The following is a 14433-nucleotide window of genomic DNA, read 5'->3' as shown; positions in this document are numbered from 1 at the left end:
GACCGACCGGCCGCACCTTGCGGCTTTTACCCTGCCCTCCCCGGTCGCTCACTCCCAGCTCTCTGCCGACCACTCTCAAGGTTGCGACTGGCTTCGACATCATGCGACGAAATGCGATTGCGATCATCGGGACTGCACCTCGTCTGATCGCAGCGCAAACAGGCCCGTCCCGCGAGGCACGAGTGCAGTTGCACCCGCCCTAGGCGCTGCTTTCGACGAATTCATCGTGCGGATACCGGATGCCGAGTTGGTGTCAGCCGATAAGCTCTTGGACCGCTCAACAACGAGCGGCGCTTGCTGCCACGCGGCGAAGCGTCTGGCAGCCGAACCACCGCTGTTGCGCTGCTCAATACCGATCAATGGTGCGAGTATAGCGATGTAGATCTGTGTTTCATCCGGAAGCGCTCGACCGGTGGCCAGGTGCTCCTCGTACCGTCTTGGTCCAGCATTGTAGGCTGCGAGAAACCCTGCTGATCCGAAACGATCGAGCATCTCGCGGAGGTACGCTGTCCCAGCCATGATGTTGTCGTGAGGATCAAACGGATCGATACCGAAATCGTAACGAACGCTCAGTTCGACCCAGGTCGCGGGCATGATTTGCATTAACCCGAGCGCTCCGCGAGGTGATATGGAGTGCGGATCACCACCGCTTTCGGCCTGCATGACAGCACGGATCCAACGCTCCGGGACCGCGAACCGATGCGAGGCTTCAGTCACGAACGCGGCGTATGCAGGGCCTGGAAGCAGGTTTGAGGAGCGCGCAGCGGGTGCGCGCGATCCAGCCTCCGCTCTGCCGGCCAATGGCGCTCCGAACGTCAGCAGAATTCCCAAGAAGCAAGCAGCGGCTCGAGATAGCAATGTGTGGACAGCCGCCAAGGACAGAGCTCTTCCCGGCCGGCGCTGAGCCGGCGCGAGACGGCGGCGACGCGCGCCGATTGCCGACAATTCGGCCGGGATGGAGGAATGACAGTGCGATCGGTCGAATAGAGAAACTGCAACCCAGTGGAGCAATGCCGGCATTTGTCAGTCCTCCCTGGTCCACACCGGTAGCGCTTGCCCGATGACGGCCGATATCGGGAGCGGTCCGAAATATCTGCCGTCAAAGGACACCGCCGACTGCCAGTTCATGAGAAAGACCTCGTCCCCAGCGACGACCCGGCAGCCCTGCCAGGCCGGCAATTGCCTGCCACGGCGGTCGCGCTCGCGTGCCTGGCCCATTTCGATGCCGTCGACGACGACTGTGAGTCCCGTTCTACAGACGGTTTGTCCGGGTAACGCCAGCACGCGCTTGAGCATCGGAAGACCGCTCGGCAAATAGCCGTTGAAGTCGAGGAAGCTCGCAAGCGGCTCTGGTGGCCGAACGGCCACGAGCTCAGTGATGTGCAATCGTGCGGTCCCTTGCAAACGGTAGAGGCCGATCGGCACACTTTCGGAAGCGTTCCAGATGTACGATAGTGAGGTGTCGGTGACCGGCCAAAGCCCGAGCGTTGTGGCCCCACATATCGCAAGGATGATCCTTAGCCGTCCCATCAGAACACCATCCTGCGCCGGTGGAGCCAGGCCTGGTGGCGCGCACGCGTATAAGGTCGTGGCGTTTCGTTGACGGAAAGACGGTTGTGGATGTGATGCCAATACTCGGGCGCTGCATCGGCAGGTTCGATGCCGAGTGACTCGACGGCGTCGATCAACTGGAGAACGCGCTCGACCTTTCGCCAGCCCGCCAGTCGCAGCAGGCTTTCGCCGCCGGGGCTGACCCAGGGCACAGTCGAATACCGCTGCCCCGGTGTGATCGCGCGCAGAATGTCGATGCGAGACAGGATGGTTCCGAAGTCATTGGACGACCAGCGCACGAACGCAAAGATGCTGCCGGGCATAAACGAGAGAATGCGCCGGTGCTGGTCAATGATCTTCTCCGATACAGGCTTGCCGAACCGGATTCGGTTCTCGATCCGCTTCTCGAGCCACAAGAGTTCAACAGTTGTGAGATCGCTCACCCGGCCACTCCATAGTTTTGAGAGGAATTTCGGACATGCCAACGGGTGCGCTGTCGCCAGCGCATCGACGTCAGAGCTTTGGTTTCGGCAGAACGGTTGCGATGAAGCGTCGATGATCGGCGTTGTCCAAGCGTTGCAGCGCTCGTGCTGCTGCTAAGGATCGCTGCCGAGTGGCTCCAATTCGTTAGAAGGAATCTGAAGGAGAGCGGGTTAGCCGGGGTACTGACCGGTGCCCCCTCACCGGTCGCATTGCGACGACGATGCCTCGCGACGCTTCGCGAACGGAACGCACGGTGCGTTCCGGCGGTCGGCAGCGGAGGGGCATGATGGACTTCTATGCAGGGCTCGACGTGTCGCGGGAGGCGACGAACATTTGTGTGGTCGACGACGGCAAGGTCGTCAGGGAGGCGAAGCTGGACACCGATCCGGACGCGATCGAACTGTTGCTGGCGGAGTGGGGAATTCGTCTCAAGCGCGTCGGCCTGGAAGCGTTCTCGTTCAGCGCCTGGCTGTTCACGGCGGTTGCCGAAAAGGGGCTCCTGATGATCTGCATCGAGAACCGGCACGCCAAGGCGTCGATGAACGCGATGCTGAATAAGACCGCCCGCAACGACGCAAAAGACAATGCGCAGATGATGCGCACTGGTTTGTTCCGCGCGGTTCATGTCAAGTCGGAGAGCGCACAGACGTTGCTGGCGCTGCTGGTCGCGCGCAAAGCGATGCTCGGCAAGGTTCTGGACATGGAGAACATGATCCGCGGCCTGCTGCGCCCGTTCGGCTTCAAAGTCGGCGAGATCTCGGTCGGCCGTTTTGATGCGCGGGTGCGCGATCTCTTGGCCGGGAAGAAGGAATTGGAAGCGATCGTGGCGCCGCTGTTGGACGCCCGCAGCGCCATGCGACAGCAGTTGGCAAAACTGCACCGCGTGGCGCTGACGTTTCGCGCCGCCGTCGATGATCCGCCGCGATTCAAGAAGTCGACCAATGTCGGCGCCGGTTTCGGGCTGACGCCGCGGCGCTATCAAACCGACCAGACCGACCGGATCGGCAACATCTCCAAATGCGGCGACGAGCTGACGCGGGCGATGCTCTACGAGGCGGCGATCGCGATCCTCACGCGCATTCCGAAGACCTTTAAGCTGCGGCTGTGGGGCGTGCGGCTGGCCAGGAAGAAGGGTCTGATGCGCGCGGCGACCGCAGTGGCTCGCGCGTTCGCCGTGCTGCTGCACAAGATCTGGACTAGTGGCGCCACCTTCCAGTTTGGCGCCGGCGGCAAGCGTGGCCGGGTCGCTGCGGCGACTTAAGGGCCTCCGCGACCCAGCCGCTTCCTCGCGCGCCTTTTCCTTCCGCCACGGCGGAGCGGCGTCCGAGGGGACGGGGATGTGGGTGAGATCGCAACTTTTCTTGCGGGCGGCTTCATGCAGAGCTGTGAGGCCATCATGCACGGCGCTGACTAGCCTGACTGCCCATTCTCCAGATTGCGGCATCTGGTTGGCGTCGTGCCAACCACGGACGTTAGCGAGTTCTCCTCGACGAGCGAGCTGCCGCAAAGGAAGGCGACGAGCGTGATGCTGTGCTGCCGATGCTGGTGATTCCGTGATTTTGCGCGCGATCGCGGACGCGCGCGCATCTTGGAGAACGGATTCGCATTGCAGGAAGGTCTTGCGCGTGACAGCATAAGCGCATGAGGCATCCTCGTTGCACGCACGACCGACCTGTTCACAACTCCCTGATTCACAACAAGAAGTTAGTTTTAGTACGTTAGTAAAGTTACGGGAGCAGGAAATCTCGGCGCCGCAGAACCTTAGCTCTGATTCCGGTCCTCGATAGCACGAGCATCGCGTCCCCGATGGCACGAGCGCTCTGGTCCCTGATAGCACGAGCGAATTCACCGCTTATCCCCAGCAGGAAGGACGAGGCCACGCTTGCGCAGTCGCTTGCTTGACGGGCCGATGGGGACTGGTGCGAAATTCAATCGCTCTGCGCCATTCGGATGATGCGTGATGATGAGCCGATAGCCTGGCAATGTCTGACTTCGGACGATCTGACGCAGGTCGTAGGCAAAGTGTTTGAACGGCGACATGCTGCCGGACTTCGCATGCAAGTGCACGAGATCGAAGCTCCAACCGCCATTCTGACGGCCGCCGTGCTTGCGGACGAGGCGATAGAGCCAGCGCTCCAATCCACCGGTCAGATCGAAATAGGCGCGGTCAATCGTTAGCACGAGCGCTTCATCGAGAACGCCCGTGTAGAACCAATCGGGCAGGATCAGCTCGATTCCACGGGCATGCCCGTGCGGATCGGCAGTCTCTTTCCATTCGTTGATCCAGGAAAAGCGATGCCGCCGCCGTTCGCTCGGCTGGCGGATCGATGTCATCACAGTGGTCGATTGCAGCCGGTCGAGCGCAGCCTTCAGGCGGTCGTAGTCGCGCACGCTGGTGCCGCGGCCGACGAAGGTCAGGATCTCGTAAGGGGTCGCTGCCATCAGGCGGGACGTTTTCAGGCCGGCATCACGGGCTTCGACAATCTGCGAGGCAGCCCAGATCAGAACGTCCGCGTCCCAGATCGTCGCCATGCCATGTTCCGGCACGGCTTCGACACGAATGGTGATGGTGCCTGCGCGGAAATCGATGGGAACAATGCGCCTCGACTTTGCCAGCGAAAAGAACGGATACGCCATCAGGTCTTGCGCGTCCCGTGGCGCCAGATCGCCCGGGAGGGCGCGAAACAGATCGAGCTGGTCGCGCTCTGATTGGCGCCTGCTGCTTGCAGTGGAGTTGCTGTCCGGCATGGGTCAGCGCCGCTCCTTACCGGCATACGGAACGGGTGTGTGCCGTTTCGCGGGCAGAACCGTGCCTGTGCCGGGATCGCTGGTGGACGTTTTGGCGCCGCGGTCAACCCACGCCTTCAGGTCCTCGATCGCATACACAACGCGACCGCCGAGCTTGCGGTAGGTCGGGCCTGTCCCATACGTGCGGTGCTTTTCGAGGGTGCGGCCGGACAGTCCGAGAAAGCGCGCCGCTTCGGGCGTGCGCAGGTATCGCGGCGGCAGGCCTGCGTTCGGATCGGGCATTTGCGAGGCTCCGTGGTCGTCTGGAGCGCGGCCGGCTCGGGCCGCGCGTCGACGGTCACGATGGCGCAGTCAGCGTGCCTAGGGGGATGCCGAAGATCGAGTGATGATTTTCGGCACCCCTGCTCTACTCCTTGCGAGATGAAGGACGTAGCAATGCGCGATAGCCGCCGCGCATCAGAGCCAAGCCAGCCTGCACCAGGCGGATGGTCCGGCTGCGCAATTCGTGGGTTTTCCAGGCGTGCTCAGGGATGCGTTTCCGGCCGAACAGCACCTCGGCGATGACGCGATAGGAAGCACCCTCCATGTGTCCATCGAGCGCTCGCAGCACCAAGACGAGTCGTTCGCGCCGCTGCGCCGAAAGCTGATGAAGGGAAGGTCCCGGCGGGCGGCCGTTGATTGCGCGCCACAGCCGATGTGAGGCGTGGGCGCGGATCTCAAAGTCCGCATCGAGCGGCAGTTCGGCCGCATAAGAGACACCAAACTGCGGCGCCTCTTTCAGCCAGAGATGATGTTGTGCCCCTTGAAGGCGCAATACGGCATGCCAACCGTCAGATGCCTGTCTGATGGCGCCCGATGAAAGGTCGGCAAGCTGTAGCCCCGCGCCGACCGCTTTTGAGCCGGACGCGCTGCGAACGACCGGCACCACCGTCGGCAACGCCTCAGGTGCCCAGAAGATAGTCTGTTGGTGAAAGGACCCCTGCGGGTCATGGGCGAAAGCAGACGCCCCATCTCCTTCGGAATTCGGAACTCATCTGCGATCGATTTTTACGATAGGAAGCCCGATAGTTGGAGCTGCGCCGCAGTGACTCCCAGGCGAAATCCGCCATCTCGCCCGACTTGATAGCATGCTGATACGCCTCCGGTGAGCGCCAGTCGAACTCGGACATCGCTGTGATCCCCTGCTGTAAGTCGATTGCGGCGCAATGTCTATGAAGCTTGGGATTGTTGCGGAAGTCGCCAATTATGCATTGCGTGATGCCTGCAGGCGATCACGCGTCAGCGAGGAAATCTGTTCTCGAGTGCGAATTCTTCATGAAAGATTTTGCTATTTAGGCGCGCCGCCGCGAAGCAAGCCACGGTAGCCGTGGTCTGCCATCCATTTTGCGCGGGCCAGGTGACTATCAAACGCATTGCGGGCGCGAGCAGGTTCGCGATCCGGATCGATGTGCAACAGGATCCGGGTTACCTCTTTCCAATCTGCGCCATCGGCTTCGGCATCAAGAAGTCGCCAATACGTCACGAGATGTTGCTCGTCATAGGTCGTCAGCACCGGCTCATGCGGCGCGACATCGGCGACATCGGGATCTAACGGTGGCTTCGTCATGTAGGCTTATGCGCGCACTTCGCTAATCTGCATTGTAAGGAAACTTACCAAAATAGTTCGGTTATAGCCAGTGGTTTGATGGTCTGCCTAATGGCTGTTTGAGCGCATGAAAGCTCGTGCGCTCGTTGCCTGGAATGTGCGCCGGATCCGCGTGGATCGCGGTATTCCGCAAGAGCAACTGGCCTACGATGCCGGGATCGACCGTTCATATATGAGCGGCCTTGAGCGGCAATCTGAGAATCCGACTATTGATCTTCTCGACCGGCTCGCCGAGACGCTGGGCGTTCATTTATCTGAATTCTTTGTTCAGCCACCCAAGGGAGCGGCAACACCCAAGACGTTGCCTAAAGGTCGCAAGTCACCGCGTCTAAGTTCCAAGAAGCAATAGCATTGGGCGAGTTCAAGCCACGCGGACAAGCGCCATGTAAGTGCGTGTCTTAAACTCGAAAATCAACTCGACCAGGCCGGTCCGGCTGCAGCTTTGCTCAGTCGGCTTTTCCCCAAGAGGGAGCCCCGCCCGAGGTCGTCGGGCGGGGCGATAGTGAGCCTCACTCTCCATTCTTGCGGGGCCGCGACCAGAGCAAGGTGTAGCCTTCGCCTTCCTCATCGAACAGGTTCGCGTAGATCGGCGCGTTGAACGAGGGATCGTCGAGCTTGAGCGAGAGGTAGTCGCGGCCTTCCTCCGAGCGCTTCGACCAAGCTGCCCCGATCTCGACGTTATGCGGTGCACCGCATAAGGCGGATTATGCGTCGCGCGGCGGAGTCGTGGACTGGTAGCCGCGATTTTCCCGAGCTTTTGCGACTGCGCCGCTCCGCATAATCCCGAGGAGAGAAGCTGCGGCGCCTCGCACGAGGTGAGGCGCCGCAGCGGCGCGGGTCAGCGCGACCAGACCAGCGCGTAGCCGTCATCGACCGCGACGAGGTTGGCGTAGATGGGCGCCGGGAAGGACGGGTCGTCGAGCTTAACCGAGTGATAGACGGCGTTGTCCTTGGAGGTGCGCTGCCACGCGGCACCTATCTCGACATTGCCGACCACCACGCGCAGGTTCGGAGCCTTCTCGTTCTCGGAGGGTTCGGCAGGAAGGAAGCGCGCCTTGAAGTTGAGCGAGAGCGTCTTGATGGTGCCGGTGTATGAGCCGTCTTCGGCGCGGGTGAAGGTGCCAATCTGAGCCATGGTAATCTCCTGTTGCTGTTTTCAAGCCCGCGACCATCGCGGCCTTGATGGCGATCTTTGAGCGCCGCAACGACCGGCCCGCAGCCTCTGGCCCGCAGCGCAGCGGAGGATGGCGGGCTGAGCGATCTTGTTGCCTCGCGAGGAATGCCGCCGCTTGGCGGCAGGGGAAGAAGATCGCGAACAAGCCATTGCGGGTAAAGGTCGGCGAGCGCAGCGAGCGTATTGTGGCGCGTAATCCGCCAGCAAAAGGCCGGTATGGACGTGGGCCAAGCAGCCCGACAGGAGAGCATCGCTCAAAGGCCTCACCACCGCCGCGACGGCGACACCATCACGGCAAGCGCGATCGAGCCACAGCGCTTTGCTTCGCCGATTCCAACCCAATGGAGAAGAGCTCGATTGCTCGTGCGGGACGGCGCGGTGATGCCGCGACGTCACAGCGCATCAAAGGTATTTCGTCGTAACGATCGGCTGCCCGACGTCTCTCACCCTGAAGGCAGAGGTGCTTTCTCCAACAGCGAGGCAATCAGCGCGTCTGGTGCCTTGAACCGTCCACGGCGCAGCGCCGGCGGAATGACCGCTTCCACAGCCTCAAGCTTTTCAGAGGGATCCATGCGGAGATAAATCTCCATCGTGCGGATATCGGCGTGGCCAAGCCAGAGCGCAACCTTGCGGATGTCGCGTGTGGCTTGCAGCATCAGGACTGCACAACTGTGCCGCAAAAGGTGTGGCGACAGGGTGCGCCCGCCTAGCGTCGGGCATCGAGCTGCGGCCGCCTTTGCGTGCTTTTCGAGGATATACTCAAAGCCGGCGCGGGTCATCGCCATCCCTTGGGCGTTGACGAACAGCTCTGTCGCCGGCGGCTTTCCTCGCACTGACAGCCAAGCGCGCAAGTCGCGAGCGGTTTCCTTCCATAGCGGAAGGCTGCGTTCGCGCCGGCCCTTGCCGAACACCAGGATGCTTGGCCTCGGTTGCAGCGTGACGTTCTCCAGGGTGAGGCCAGTCAACTCGGAGACGCGCAGGCCGCCGGCGAAGCACAGATGCAACATCGCTCGATCCCGTAGTCCGAGGCGTGTCGTCGCGTCGGGCGCATTGAGCACGGAGCGGATCTCGTCCATGGTCAGATGGCGGATGAGCTTCTGGTCATGACGCTTGCCTGGGATCGCATTGATCTGGGCGACCTGCTCCAAGGCGCCGGGATGCCGCAGCTCGACGTAGCGCATGAACGACTTGATCGCGGCGAGCCGCAGGTTGCGAGTCGCCGGACCGTTGCCGCGGTCATGTTCGATGTGATGCAGGAACGCGACCACCATGTCTGCATCGATCTGCTCGAGCTGGAGCAGAGAGGGGCGCGTGTGCAGACGCCGGGCGGCAAAGGCGAACAACAGCTGGAAGCTGTACGCATAGGTCTCGCAGGAGTGCGGACTGTAGCCGCGCTGCTGCGGCATGTGCTCGCGCATGAAGCTGGTGATGAGCGGGGCGATCGGCGTCATGCGACCTCCCCGGCGATCAGCGCCTCGGCAGCACCCGCTATATCGGCCATGAGGTCCGGGGTGGCTTCCAGATACCAGTAGGTATGTCGGATGTCTGCATGGCCGAGATAAGTGGCGAGAGCGACGAAGTCGCGCGCAACATCATCACGACGCGTCGCGCATTGCTCCAGCACACGCGTCGCGAAGGTGTGGCGCAGATCATGGATACGCGGGCGACGCGGCCGATTCTGACCGACGCTAGCCTTGCGCAGGATCACATAGAAGTTGCTCTGGGCGGTCCGAAGCGACATAGGCTTGGCACCCACGGACAGGAACACATGGTCATCCATCCCGGCGAACCGCCGCCGGACCTCAAGGTAGGCCTGCAGCGCCTCGACCACGCTGGGGTGCATCGGCACGAGTCTGCTCTTGTTGAACTTGGTCAGGCGGATGTGCAGCACGCCGTCGGGCAGCAGATCGTCCAACCGCAGGTTCAGGGCCTCGGAGATCCGCAGGCCCGTCGATGCCAGCAGCCCGATCAGCATCACATAGATGTGGCGCCTGAGCGGGCTGGGCTTTTGGCGCCGTAGATTGCCCGCAGCGTCGAGCATGCGAGCCAGTTCCTCCCGCGTGTAGATATAGGGCGCGGGACGTGTTGCAGGGCTGCGGGGGTGATGCGGCACTTCATGCGCGCGATCCTCCGCGTAGAGAAAGCGTGCAAAGAGCGCGATCTCCTGAAGCCGCCGCTGGTGACTGCGCGGCGTCGACGAGACGGCCGCCGCCCAGGCGGTCGCGGTCTCGCGGCGAACATGAGTATCGCCCCGGTCGCCCGCATAACGCGCGAACGCGGTGAGGTGTCGGGTCGTCTTTGCGAGCTTAAAGCCGAGCGAGCGGCGCAGCTCGATGTAGCGATCAACATCATCGATCAGCATGGCGACCTCCCGGGCCAGGGCTGCGCGATGGCCGCCAGCAGCGCGATATCGACCTTGGCGTAATGCGCCGTCATCGTCTGCGATCGGTGGCGCAGCACCGTGCTCACGCCCGGCAGGCTGACGCCGTGGCGGAGCATCGCCGTGGCCGCCGAGTGGCGCAGGATATGCGCACCCTTGTAACGGCTCTCGACGCCCGCGCTTGACCATACATTTGACCGTGATGCGGTCGATTGGCCGCAGCGGCGCATATTCGGTGATGAACAGGGATGGCGTCGCCAGTGCCGGCCGTCCGCGTTCGATGTAGGCGAGCAGCGCGTCGCCGATCTCCTGGGTGAGCGGCAGCAGTTCCTCGCGCCGGCCTTTGCCGCACAGGCGGATGCTGCCCTGCCGCCAGTCGATATCGTCGAAGCTGAGCCGCGCCACCTCGCTCGCCCGAAGCCCGAGCCGGACCAACAGCAGGATGATGGCTCGGTCGCGCAGGCGCCGCTCCCCGTCGCACGCACCGATGATCCGCGCGATATCGGCATCAGGCAGGAAGCGCGGGATCGATGCCAGCCGCCATCCCGCAACATTCGGCATGGCGTGGTCGAGCCCAGGCGGACATCGTCCTGTCGCGATCAGGAAGCGCAGGAACGCGCGGATGCCGACCGATATGCCCTTCATGCGCTCGACCGATACGGCCTTTGCACGTTCGATCATGTATGCCCGGATCGTCACGGCGTCGTAGGCCGTCGGGATATCCCCCAGCGCATCGACGAAGGGAGTAATCGTCCCAAGGTACGCGGCGAGCGTCGTTTCAGCCAGGCCGCGCTGCTCGCGGGCCCAAGCCGCAAATTCGAGAACCAGTGGCGCCGCCGATTTGGTCGGTAATCGCGTCATCACGCCCTGATCCTCAAGGTAGGCGATGAACAGCTTGGCGCACTCGACCGCGTCCTTGTTGAGGTCGCCGCGGAAGCGCGGCCGATGTCCCGCTTCGATCAAGGCGAATGAGGCCGCATGCGCCTCACGGATTGCAGCCAGCGTGTAGCCTTCCCCGCGCGCCCAGTGCGTCCAACTCGCAAGCAGCCGCATCCTCTCGATGATGGTAAGTGGCGTATATCGGCGCCCGCGGAGCCATTGAGCAAAGTCGGCCGCGTGGTCTGCGGCCATTCCCGCCTTCAATCGGTCCCAGACCGCGTTCTGACGGACATAGACACCTGTTGGCATGTCGCCCCCTTCTGCATGTGGAGGCTGGACTATGGTCGAGGTGGTTGCTGTTCGGAACGTCAGTCAGCGGTTGTGTTGGGCGCGCTCGTGCCGTACGTGTCCGATTGGAGCCGGATGGTTCTCCGGGCGTGCCGTGATGCCCTGCGACCGACGGGCCTTGCTGGGCGGATCTGCCCCGAGATGCGGTCTGCGACCCGGCCTGTTCCCCGCAACAGCGTGCCGGCGATCTTCTTCCCCGCGGCTGCGCCGCTCCTCGCGCAGCAACAAGATCGCCGCACGCCGTCCTTCGCATGCGCTGCGGCCTGACGGTGCGGGTCGGCCGTCCCGGGGCTTTCGATCGCCACAAGGCCGCGATGGTCGCGGGCTTGAACACAGCACAGGAGATCCACCATGTCCCAGATCGGTTCGTTCACCCGCAGCAACGATGGCACCTACACCGGCACCATCAAGACGCTCGCGATCGATGCCAAGGCGCGCATCGTCCCCAGCGATCCCGCCTCCACCAGCGACAAGGCGCCAGACCTGCGCGTGATCGTCTCAGGCGTCGAGATCGGTGCCGCCTGGCGCCGGACCTCGAAGGACAATCGCTCCTACCACTCGGTCAAGCTCGACGATCCGTCCTTTACGGCGCCCATCTACGCCAACCTCTTCGAAGGCGACGATGGCGAGTGTGCGCTGATCTGGTCGCGCTGACCTACACCGCGGCGTCTCGCAACATCGCGGGACGCCACGGACAGAGCCCTCGTTATTATGCGGAGCGGCGCAACCACAAAAGCCACAAAAGCCCGGGAAAACCGCGGCTACCAGCCAACGACTCCGCATAATCCCGCGCTACGCATAATCCGCCCGGCCCACATAGATGCGGTGGCTGGGAGCGTTGTCGTTGGAGCGGTTGGTCTCGGCGACGATGCGCACGCCCTTGGCCTGCAAGCTCAGGGTGATGATCTCGCCCTGGAAATCGTTGCCGACCTTTTTGAAGGAACCGATGTTAGCCATGTCTCTTCTCGTGCGCCAAGAGTGACGGGTGGAGTCCGTCACGCGCACTTGTTGCCCCTGCGGGGTGAGAGACCCCGCAGCCCACGTGCCGCAAGCACGGGGGTTGAAGCAGACGGGTGAGGTAAGCTGGGTGCCTCCGGCGAGCCATAAATGAGCAGAACCCGTCAAAGTCGGACGACCCGGGACTTCCGTCCGAGGCTGGTCCGGCGAGCGTACCTGCTACGGAAAGAGTTATCGAACCGATGTTTGAAGCCTCGTTGCAACATGGAATCCGCCGAACCGGAAGTGGGCGGATCGGTCGAAAGACCGGAGGAGTGCCGATCTCCGCTGAGTGGACGGAGATCAGGGACGTGCGTGATCGCGCACGTCAGCCAGCGGCCCAGCTTGCGGTGACCGTTGGCCGGAATCCTCACGGGGTAGAGTCGGTCCCTAAGGCAGGTGAAGGGACGACAGGTGAACTTGGGAACCTTGCCGTGTTCTCTCGCGCCGGATGGCGCGAGATGATCGAGGCGACCGATGATCGGCGCGGCAGGGGGCGGAGTCTTCGTAGTAGTCGGAGGGCGGGAAAGCCGTCCACATGGCGAAGGGAGACAGTGGGTGAAGCAAGCCGGCAGGAGGCGGGCCGATGAGGCCCGGCGCGGTGAATACCGCGTTCGTCCTCGACATGCAGCGCAAGCTTCACAGGTGGAGTGTCGCGAATGCCGAAAAGGAGTTCGCGGATCTGTTCAACATCGTATGCGACCGCAGGACGCTTTTGGAAAGCTGGCGTCGGTTGACCCGTAACAAAGGCAGCCGCACACCGGGTACCGATGGCGTCACGCGGAAGACCGTCGAAGAGCAGCTGGGCGGCGCAGTACGGTTCATCGAGGATATCCGCGGTGAACTACGCAGCGGCACCTATCGGCCCGAGCCTGTCCGGCAAAGGCTGATCCCCAAACCGGGTAAGCCCGGCAAGGTACGTCCGCTCGGCATTCCGACGCTCAAAGACCGACTGGTGCAAATGGCTTTGAAGCTCGTGCTGGAGCCGATCTTCGAGGCGGACTTCTATCCGACCTCCTATGGCTTCCGGCCCGGCCGGAGCACCCATGATGCGCTGGCGAAAATCCAGCGACGACTGCACCCCACACCCAGCGGCACTTCCGAGTACCGCTTCGTGATCGAGGGTGACATCAAGGGCTGCTTCGATGCCGTCGATCATCATGTGCTGATGGAGCGTGTGCGCCGACGCATCGGGGATCGCAAGGTCCTCAGGCTCGTGCTCGCCTTCCTAAAAGCCGGTGTCATGATCGAGGGCACCGTCCGCCACCCTGTTACGGGCACCCCGCAGGGCGGCATCATCTCGCCATTGCTGGCCAACGTCTATCTGGCGGCCATCGACGAGAGATACGGACGGTGGTCGATGCGCCCTCGCGAACGACCGCAGAATGCAGCCGACCGGCGGCTTTACGATCGCCGGAGAAACAGGCCTACATTCTACGCCGTACGTTACGCCGACGACTTCGTCGTGCTGACGGACGGGACCCGCGAGGAAGCAGAAGCCGAAAAGTTTGCGTTGGCGCAGTTCCTCAAAACGGAATTGCGCATGGAATTGTCGATGGAAAAGACCAGGATCACAGGCGTCGGGGAAGGCTTCGACTTCCTCGGCTATCGGGTGATGCAGACCAAGGCACGCCGCACCGGACGTATGGTCGGTAATCTCTTCATTCCGAAGAGCAAGCTGAAAGACCTGCGCCACAAGATCAAGGTCAGGGTGAAGGCGACGCCGACAGGCCAAGCCCTTGCCGATCTCATCGACGATCTCAACCCGGTCATCACCGGATGGCGAAACTACTACCGCTACGCCACGTGGGCCACGCGGGACTTCGCCAATCTGGATTGGTGGCTGTGGCAGCGCATCGGGCGATGGCTGCACAGGAAGCATCCTAAGACGACGTGGCAAGAATTGCGTCGCCGCTTCCAGGCAACAGTGCCCGACAGCCGCTGGCGATGGGTCGACGGACCTAAATCGCTGCGGTTCTTCCGGGAAGACGGATCACTCCACTTCCCGCACCGGGGCATACGCATACCGAACGGATGGAACGATCCTGGCGAGAAGTTCCGCAAAGGAGCCGATCGCTTCTGGGCGTCGTTCAACACCCTCATGGACGCGTGAGGACCACACGCGGCGTAAGCCGCGCATGGAGAGCCGGTTGCTTGGAAACTTGCACGCCCGGTTCGGCGAGAGGGGCGCAGAAACCATCCGTCGCAAGACGGACAGGCGCTGTGCCC

At 62.6% G+C, this 14433-nt stretch carries 15 protein-coding genes and 3 pseudogenes; 4 read left to right on the top strand and 14 right to left on the bottom strand.

Translation table 11 applies throughout. The features are described 5' to 3' along the window. Positions 1-123: 123 nt before the first annotated feature. From ACFQX9_RS01470 to ACFQX9_RS01460, 3 genes are read right to left on the bottom strand one after another with little or no spacing between them, the layout of a single operon-like run. A complete protein-coding gene (locus tag ACFQX9_RS01470; RefSeq protein ID WP_377786211.1) occupies positions 124-1020 on the bottom strand; it encodes a lytic transglycosylase domain-containing protein in 897 nt (298 codons plus the stop codon). A gap of 3 nt (positions 1021-1023) precedes the next feature. Next, positions 1024-1530, bottom strand: a complete 507-nt coding sequence (locus ACFQX9_RS01465; RefSeq protein WP_377786209.1) for a S26 family signal peptidase — start codon at positions 1528-1530, stop codon at positions 1024-1026. After that, entirely contained in the window at positions 1530-1994 is a 465-nt protein-coding gene (locus ACFQX9_RS01460; protein ID WP_377786207.1) for a DUF2840 domain-containing protein, read from the bottom strand. Before ACFQX9_RS01460 ends, ACFQX9_RS01465 begins: the two co-directional genes overlap by 1 nt. A gap of 323 nt (positions 1995-2317) precedes the next feature. Here ACFQX9_RS01460 and ACFQX9_RS01455 point away from each other — a divergent pair, with 323 nt between their 5' ends. Further along, the gene (locus ACFQX9_RS01455; RefSeq protein ID WP_377786205.1) at positions 2318-3295 is read left to right on the top strand and encodes an IS110 family transposase; all 978 of its coding nucleotides are present in this window, start codon (positions 2318-2320) and stop codon (positions 3293-3295) included. 584 nt (positions 3296-3879) lie between these two features. On the opposite strand, the gene ACFQX9_RS01450 is transcribed toward ACFQX9_RS01455, so the two are convergent. The 5 genes from ACFQX9_RS01450 to ACFQX9_RS01430 all read right to left on the bottom strand — a co-directional run bounded on the left by ACFQX9_RS01450 (position 3880) and on the right by ACFQX9_RS01430 (position 6388). Further along, positions 3880-4782, bottom strand: a complete 903-nt coding sequence (locus ACFQX9_RS01450; protein ID WP_377786203.1) for a replication initiator protein A — start codon at positions 4780-4782, stop codon at positions 3880-3882. A 3-nt stretch (positions 4783-4785) separates the two neighbouring features. Next, positions 4786-5064, bottom strand: coding sequence for a helix-turn-helix transcriptional regulator (locus tag ACFQX9_RS01445; protein WP_377786201.1), 279 nt, complete (start codon positions 5062-5064; stop codon positions 4786-4788). A 124-nt stretch (positions 5065-5188) separates the two neighbouring features. Beyond that, complete coding sequence (locus ACFQX9_RS01440) at positions 5189-5719, bottom strand: DUF2285 domain-containing protein (RefSeq protein ID WP_377786199.1); 531 nt, start codon at positions 5717-5719, stop codon at positions 5189-5191. Between the two features lie 49 nt (positions 5720-5768). Next, a complete protein-coding gene (locus tag ACFQX9_RS01435; RefSeq protein ID WP_377786296.1) occupies positions 5769-5891 on the bottom strand; it encodes a transcriptional regulator domain-containing protein in 123 nt (40 codons plus the stop codon). A 218-nt stretch (positions 5892-6109) separates the two neighbouring features. Beyond that, a complete protein-coding gene (locus ACFQX9_RS01430) occupies positions 6110-6388 on the bottom strand; it encodes a DNA -binding domain-containing protein (RefSeq protein WP_377786197.1) in 279 nt (92 codons plus the stop codon). Positions 6389-6494: 106 nt separating this feature from the next. Here ACFQX9_RS01430 and ACFQX9_RS01425 point away from each other — a divergent pair, with 106 nt between their 5' ends. Beyond that, positions 6495-6776: a helix-turn-helix domain-containing protein gene (locus ACFQX9_RS01425; RefSeq protein WP_377786195.1), complete on the top strand. Its 282-nt coding sequence runs from the start codon at positions 6495-6497 to the stop codon at positions 6774-6776. 160 nt (positions 6777-6936) lie between these two features. Here the strand turns inward: ACFQX9_RS01425 and ACFQX9_RS01420 are convergent. The 5 genes and pseudogenes from ACFQX9_RS01420 to ACFQX9_RS01400 all read right to left on the bottom strand — a co-directional run. Then, a pseudogene (locus ACFQX9_RS01420) lies at positions 6937-7101 on the bottom strand (DUF736 domain-containing protein); the annotation flags it as partial. 164 nt (positions 7102-7265) lie between these two features. Further along, on the bottom strand, positions 7266-7562 hold the full coding sequence (locus ACFQX9_RS01415) for a DUF736 domain-containing protein (protein WP_141340643.1): 297 nt from the start codon (positions 7560-7562) through the stop codon (positions 7266-7268). 482 nt (positions 7563-8044) lie between these two features. After that, complete coding sequence (locus ACFQX9_RS01410; protein WP_377786193.1) at positions 8045-9052, bottom strand: tyrosine-type recombinase/integrase; 1008 nt, start codon at positions 9050-9052, stop codon at positions 8045-8047. Next, positions 9049-9963, bottom strand: coding sequence for a tyrosine-type recombinase/integrase (locus ACFQX9_RS01405; RefSeq protein WP_377786191.1), 915 nt, complete (start codon positions 9961-9963; stop codon positions 9049-9051). The genes ACFQX9_RS01410 and ACFQX9_RS01405 overlap by 4 nt, the downstream gene beginning before the upstream one ends. Then, positions 9957-10542, bottom strand: a pseudogene (locus tag ACFQX9_RS01400) (tyrosine-type recombinase/integrase). The gene ACFQX9_RS01405 and the pseudogene ACFQX9_RS01400 overlap by 7 nt, the downstream one beginning before the upstream one ends. Positions 10543-11559: 1017 nt before the next feature. Between ACFQX9_RS01400 and ACFQX9_RS01395 the strand changes: the two are divergent. Continuing rightward, positions 11560-11862 carry a DUF736 domain-containing protein gene (locus tag ACFQX9_RS01395; RefSeq protein WP_100951628.1) on the top strand — a complete coding sequence of 101 codons (303 nt, stop codon included), beginning with the start codon at positions 11560-11562 and terminating at the stop codon, positions 11860-11862. A 147-nt stretch (positions 11863-12009) separates the two neighbouring features. On the opposite strand, the pseudogene ACFQX9_RS01390 reads toward ACFQX9_RS01395, so the two are convergent. Further along, positions 12010-12165, bottom strand: a pseudogene (locus ACFQX9_RS01390) (DUF736 family protein); the annotation flags it as partial. Between the two features lie 625 nt (positions 12166-12790). Here ACFQX9_RS01390 and ltrA point away from each other — a divergent pair. Then, on the top strand, positions 12791-14317 hold the full coding sequence (gene ltrA / locus ACFQX9_RS01385; protein WP_377786189.1) for a group II intron reverse transcriptase/maturase: 1527 nt from the start codon (positions 12791-12793) through the stop codon (positions 14315-14317). Positions 14318-14433: the final 116 nt, after the last annotated feature.

The organism is Bradyrhizobium sp. GCM10028915, assembly GCF_042666195.1.
GTDB classification, from domain to species: Bacteria; Pseudomonadota; Alphaproteobacteria; order Rhizobiales; family Xanthobacteraceae; genus Bradyrhizobium; species Bradyrhizobium canariense_D.
The sequence above is the reverse complement of the archived record's forward strand: the minus strand, read 5'-3'. Positions and strand labels throughout refer to the sequence as shown.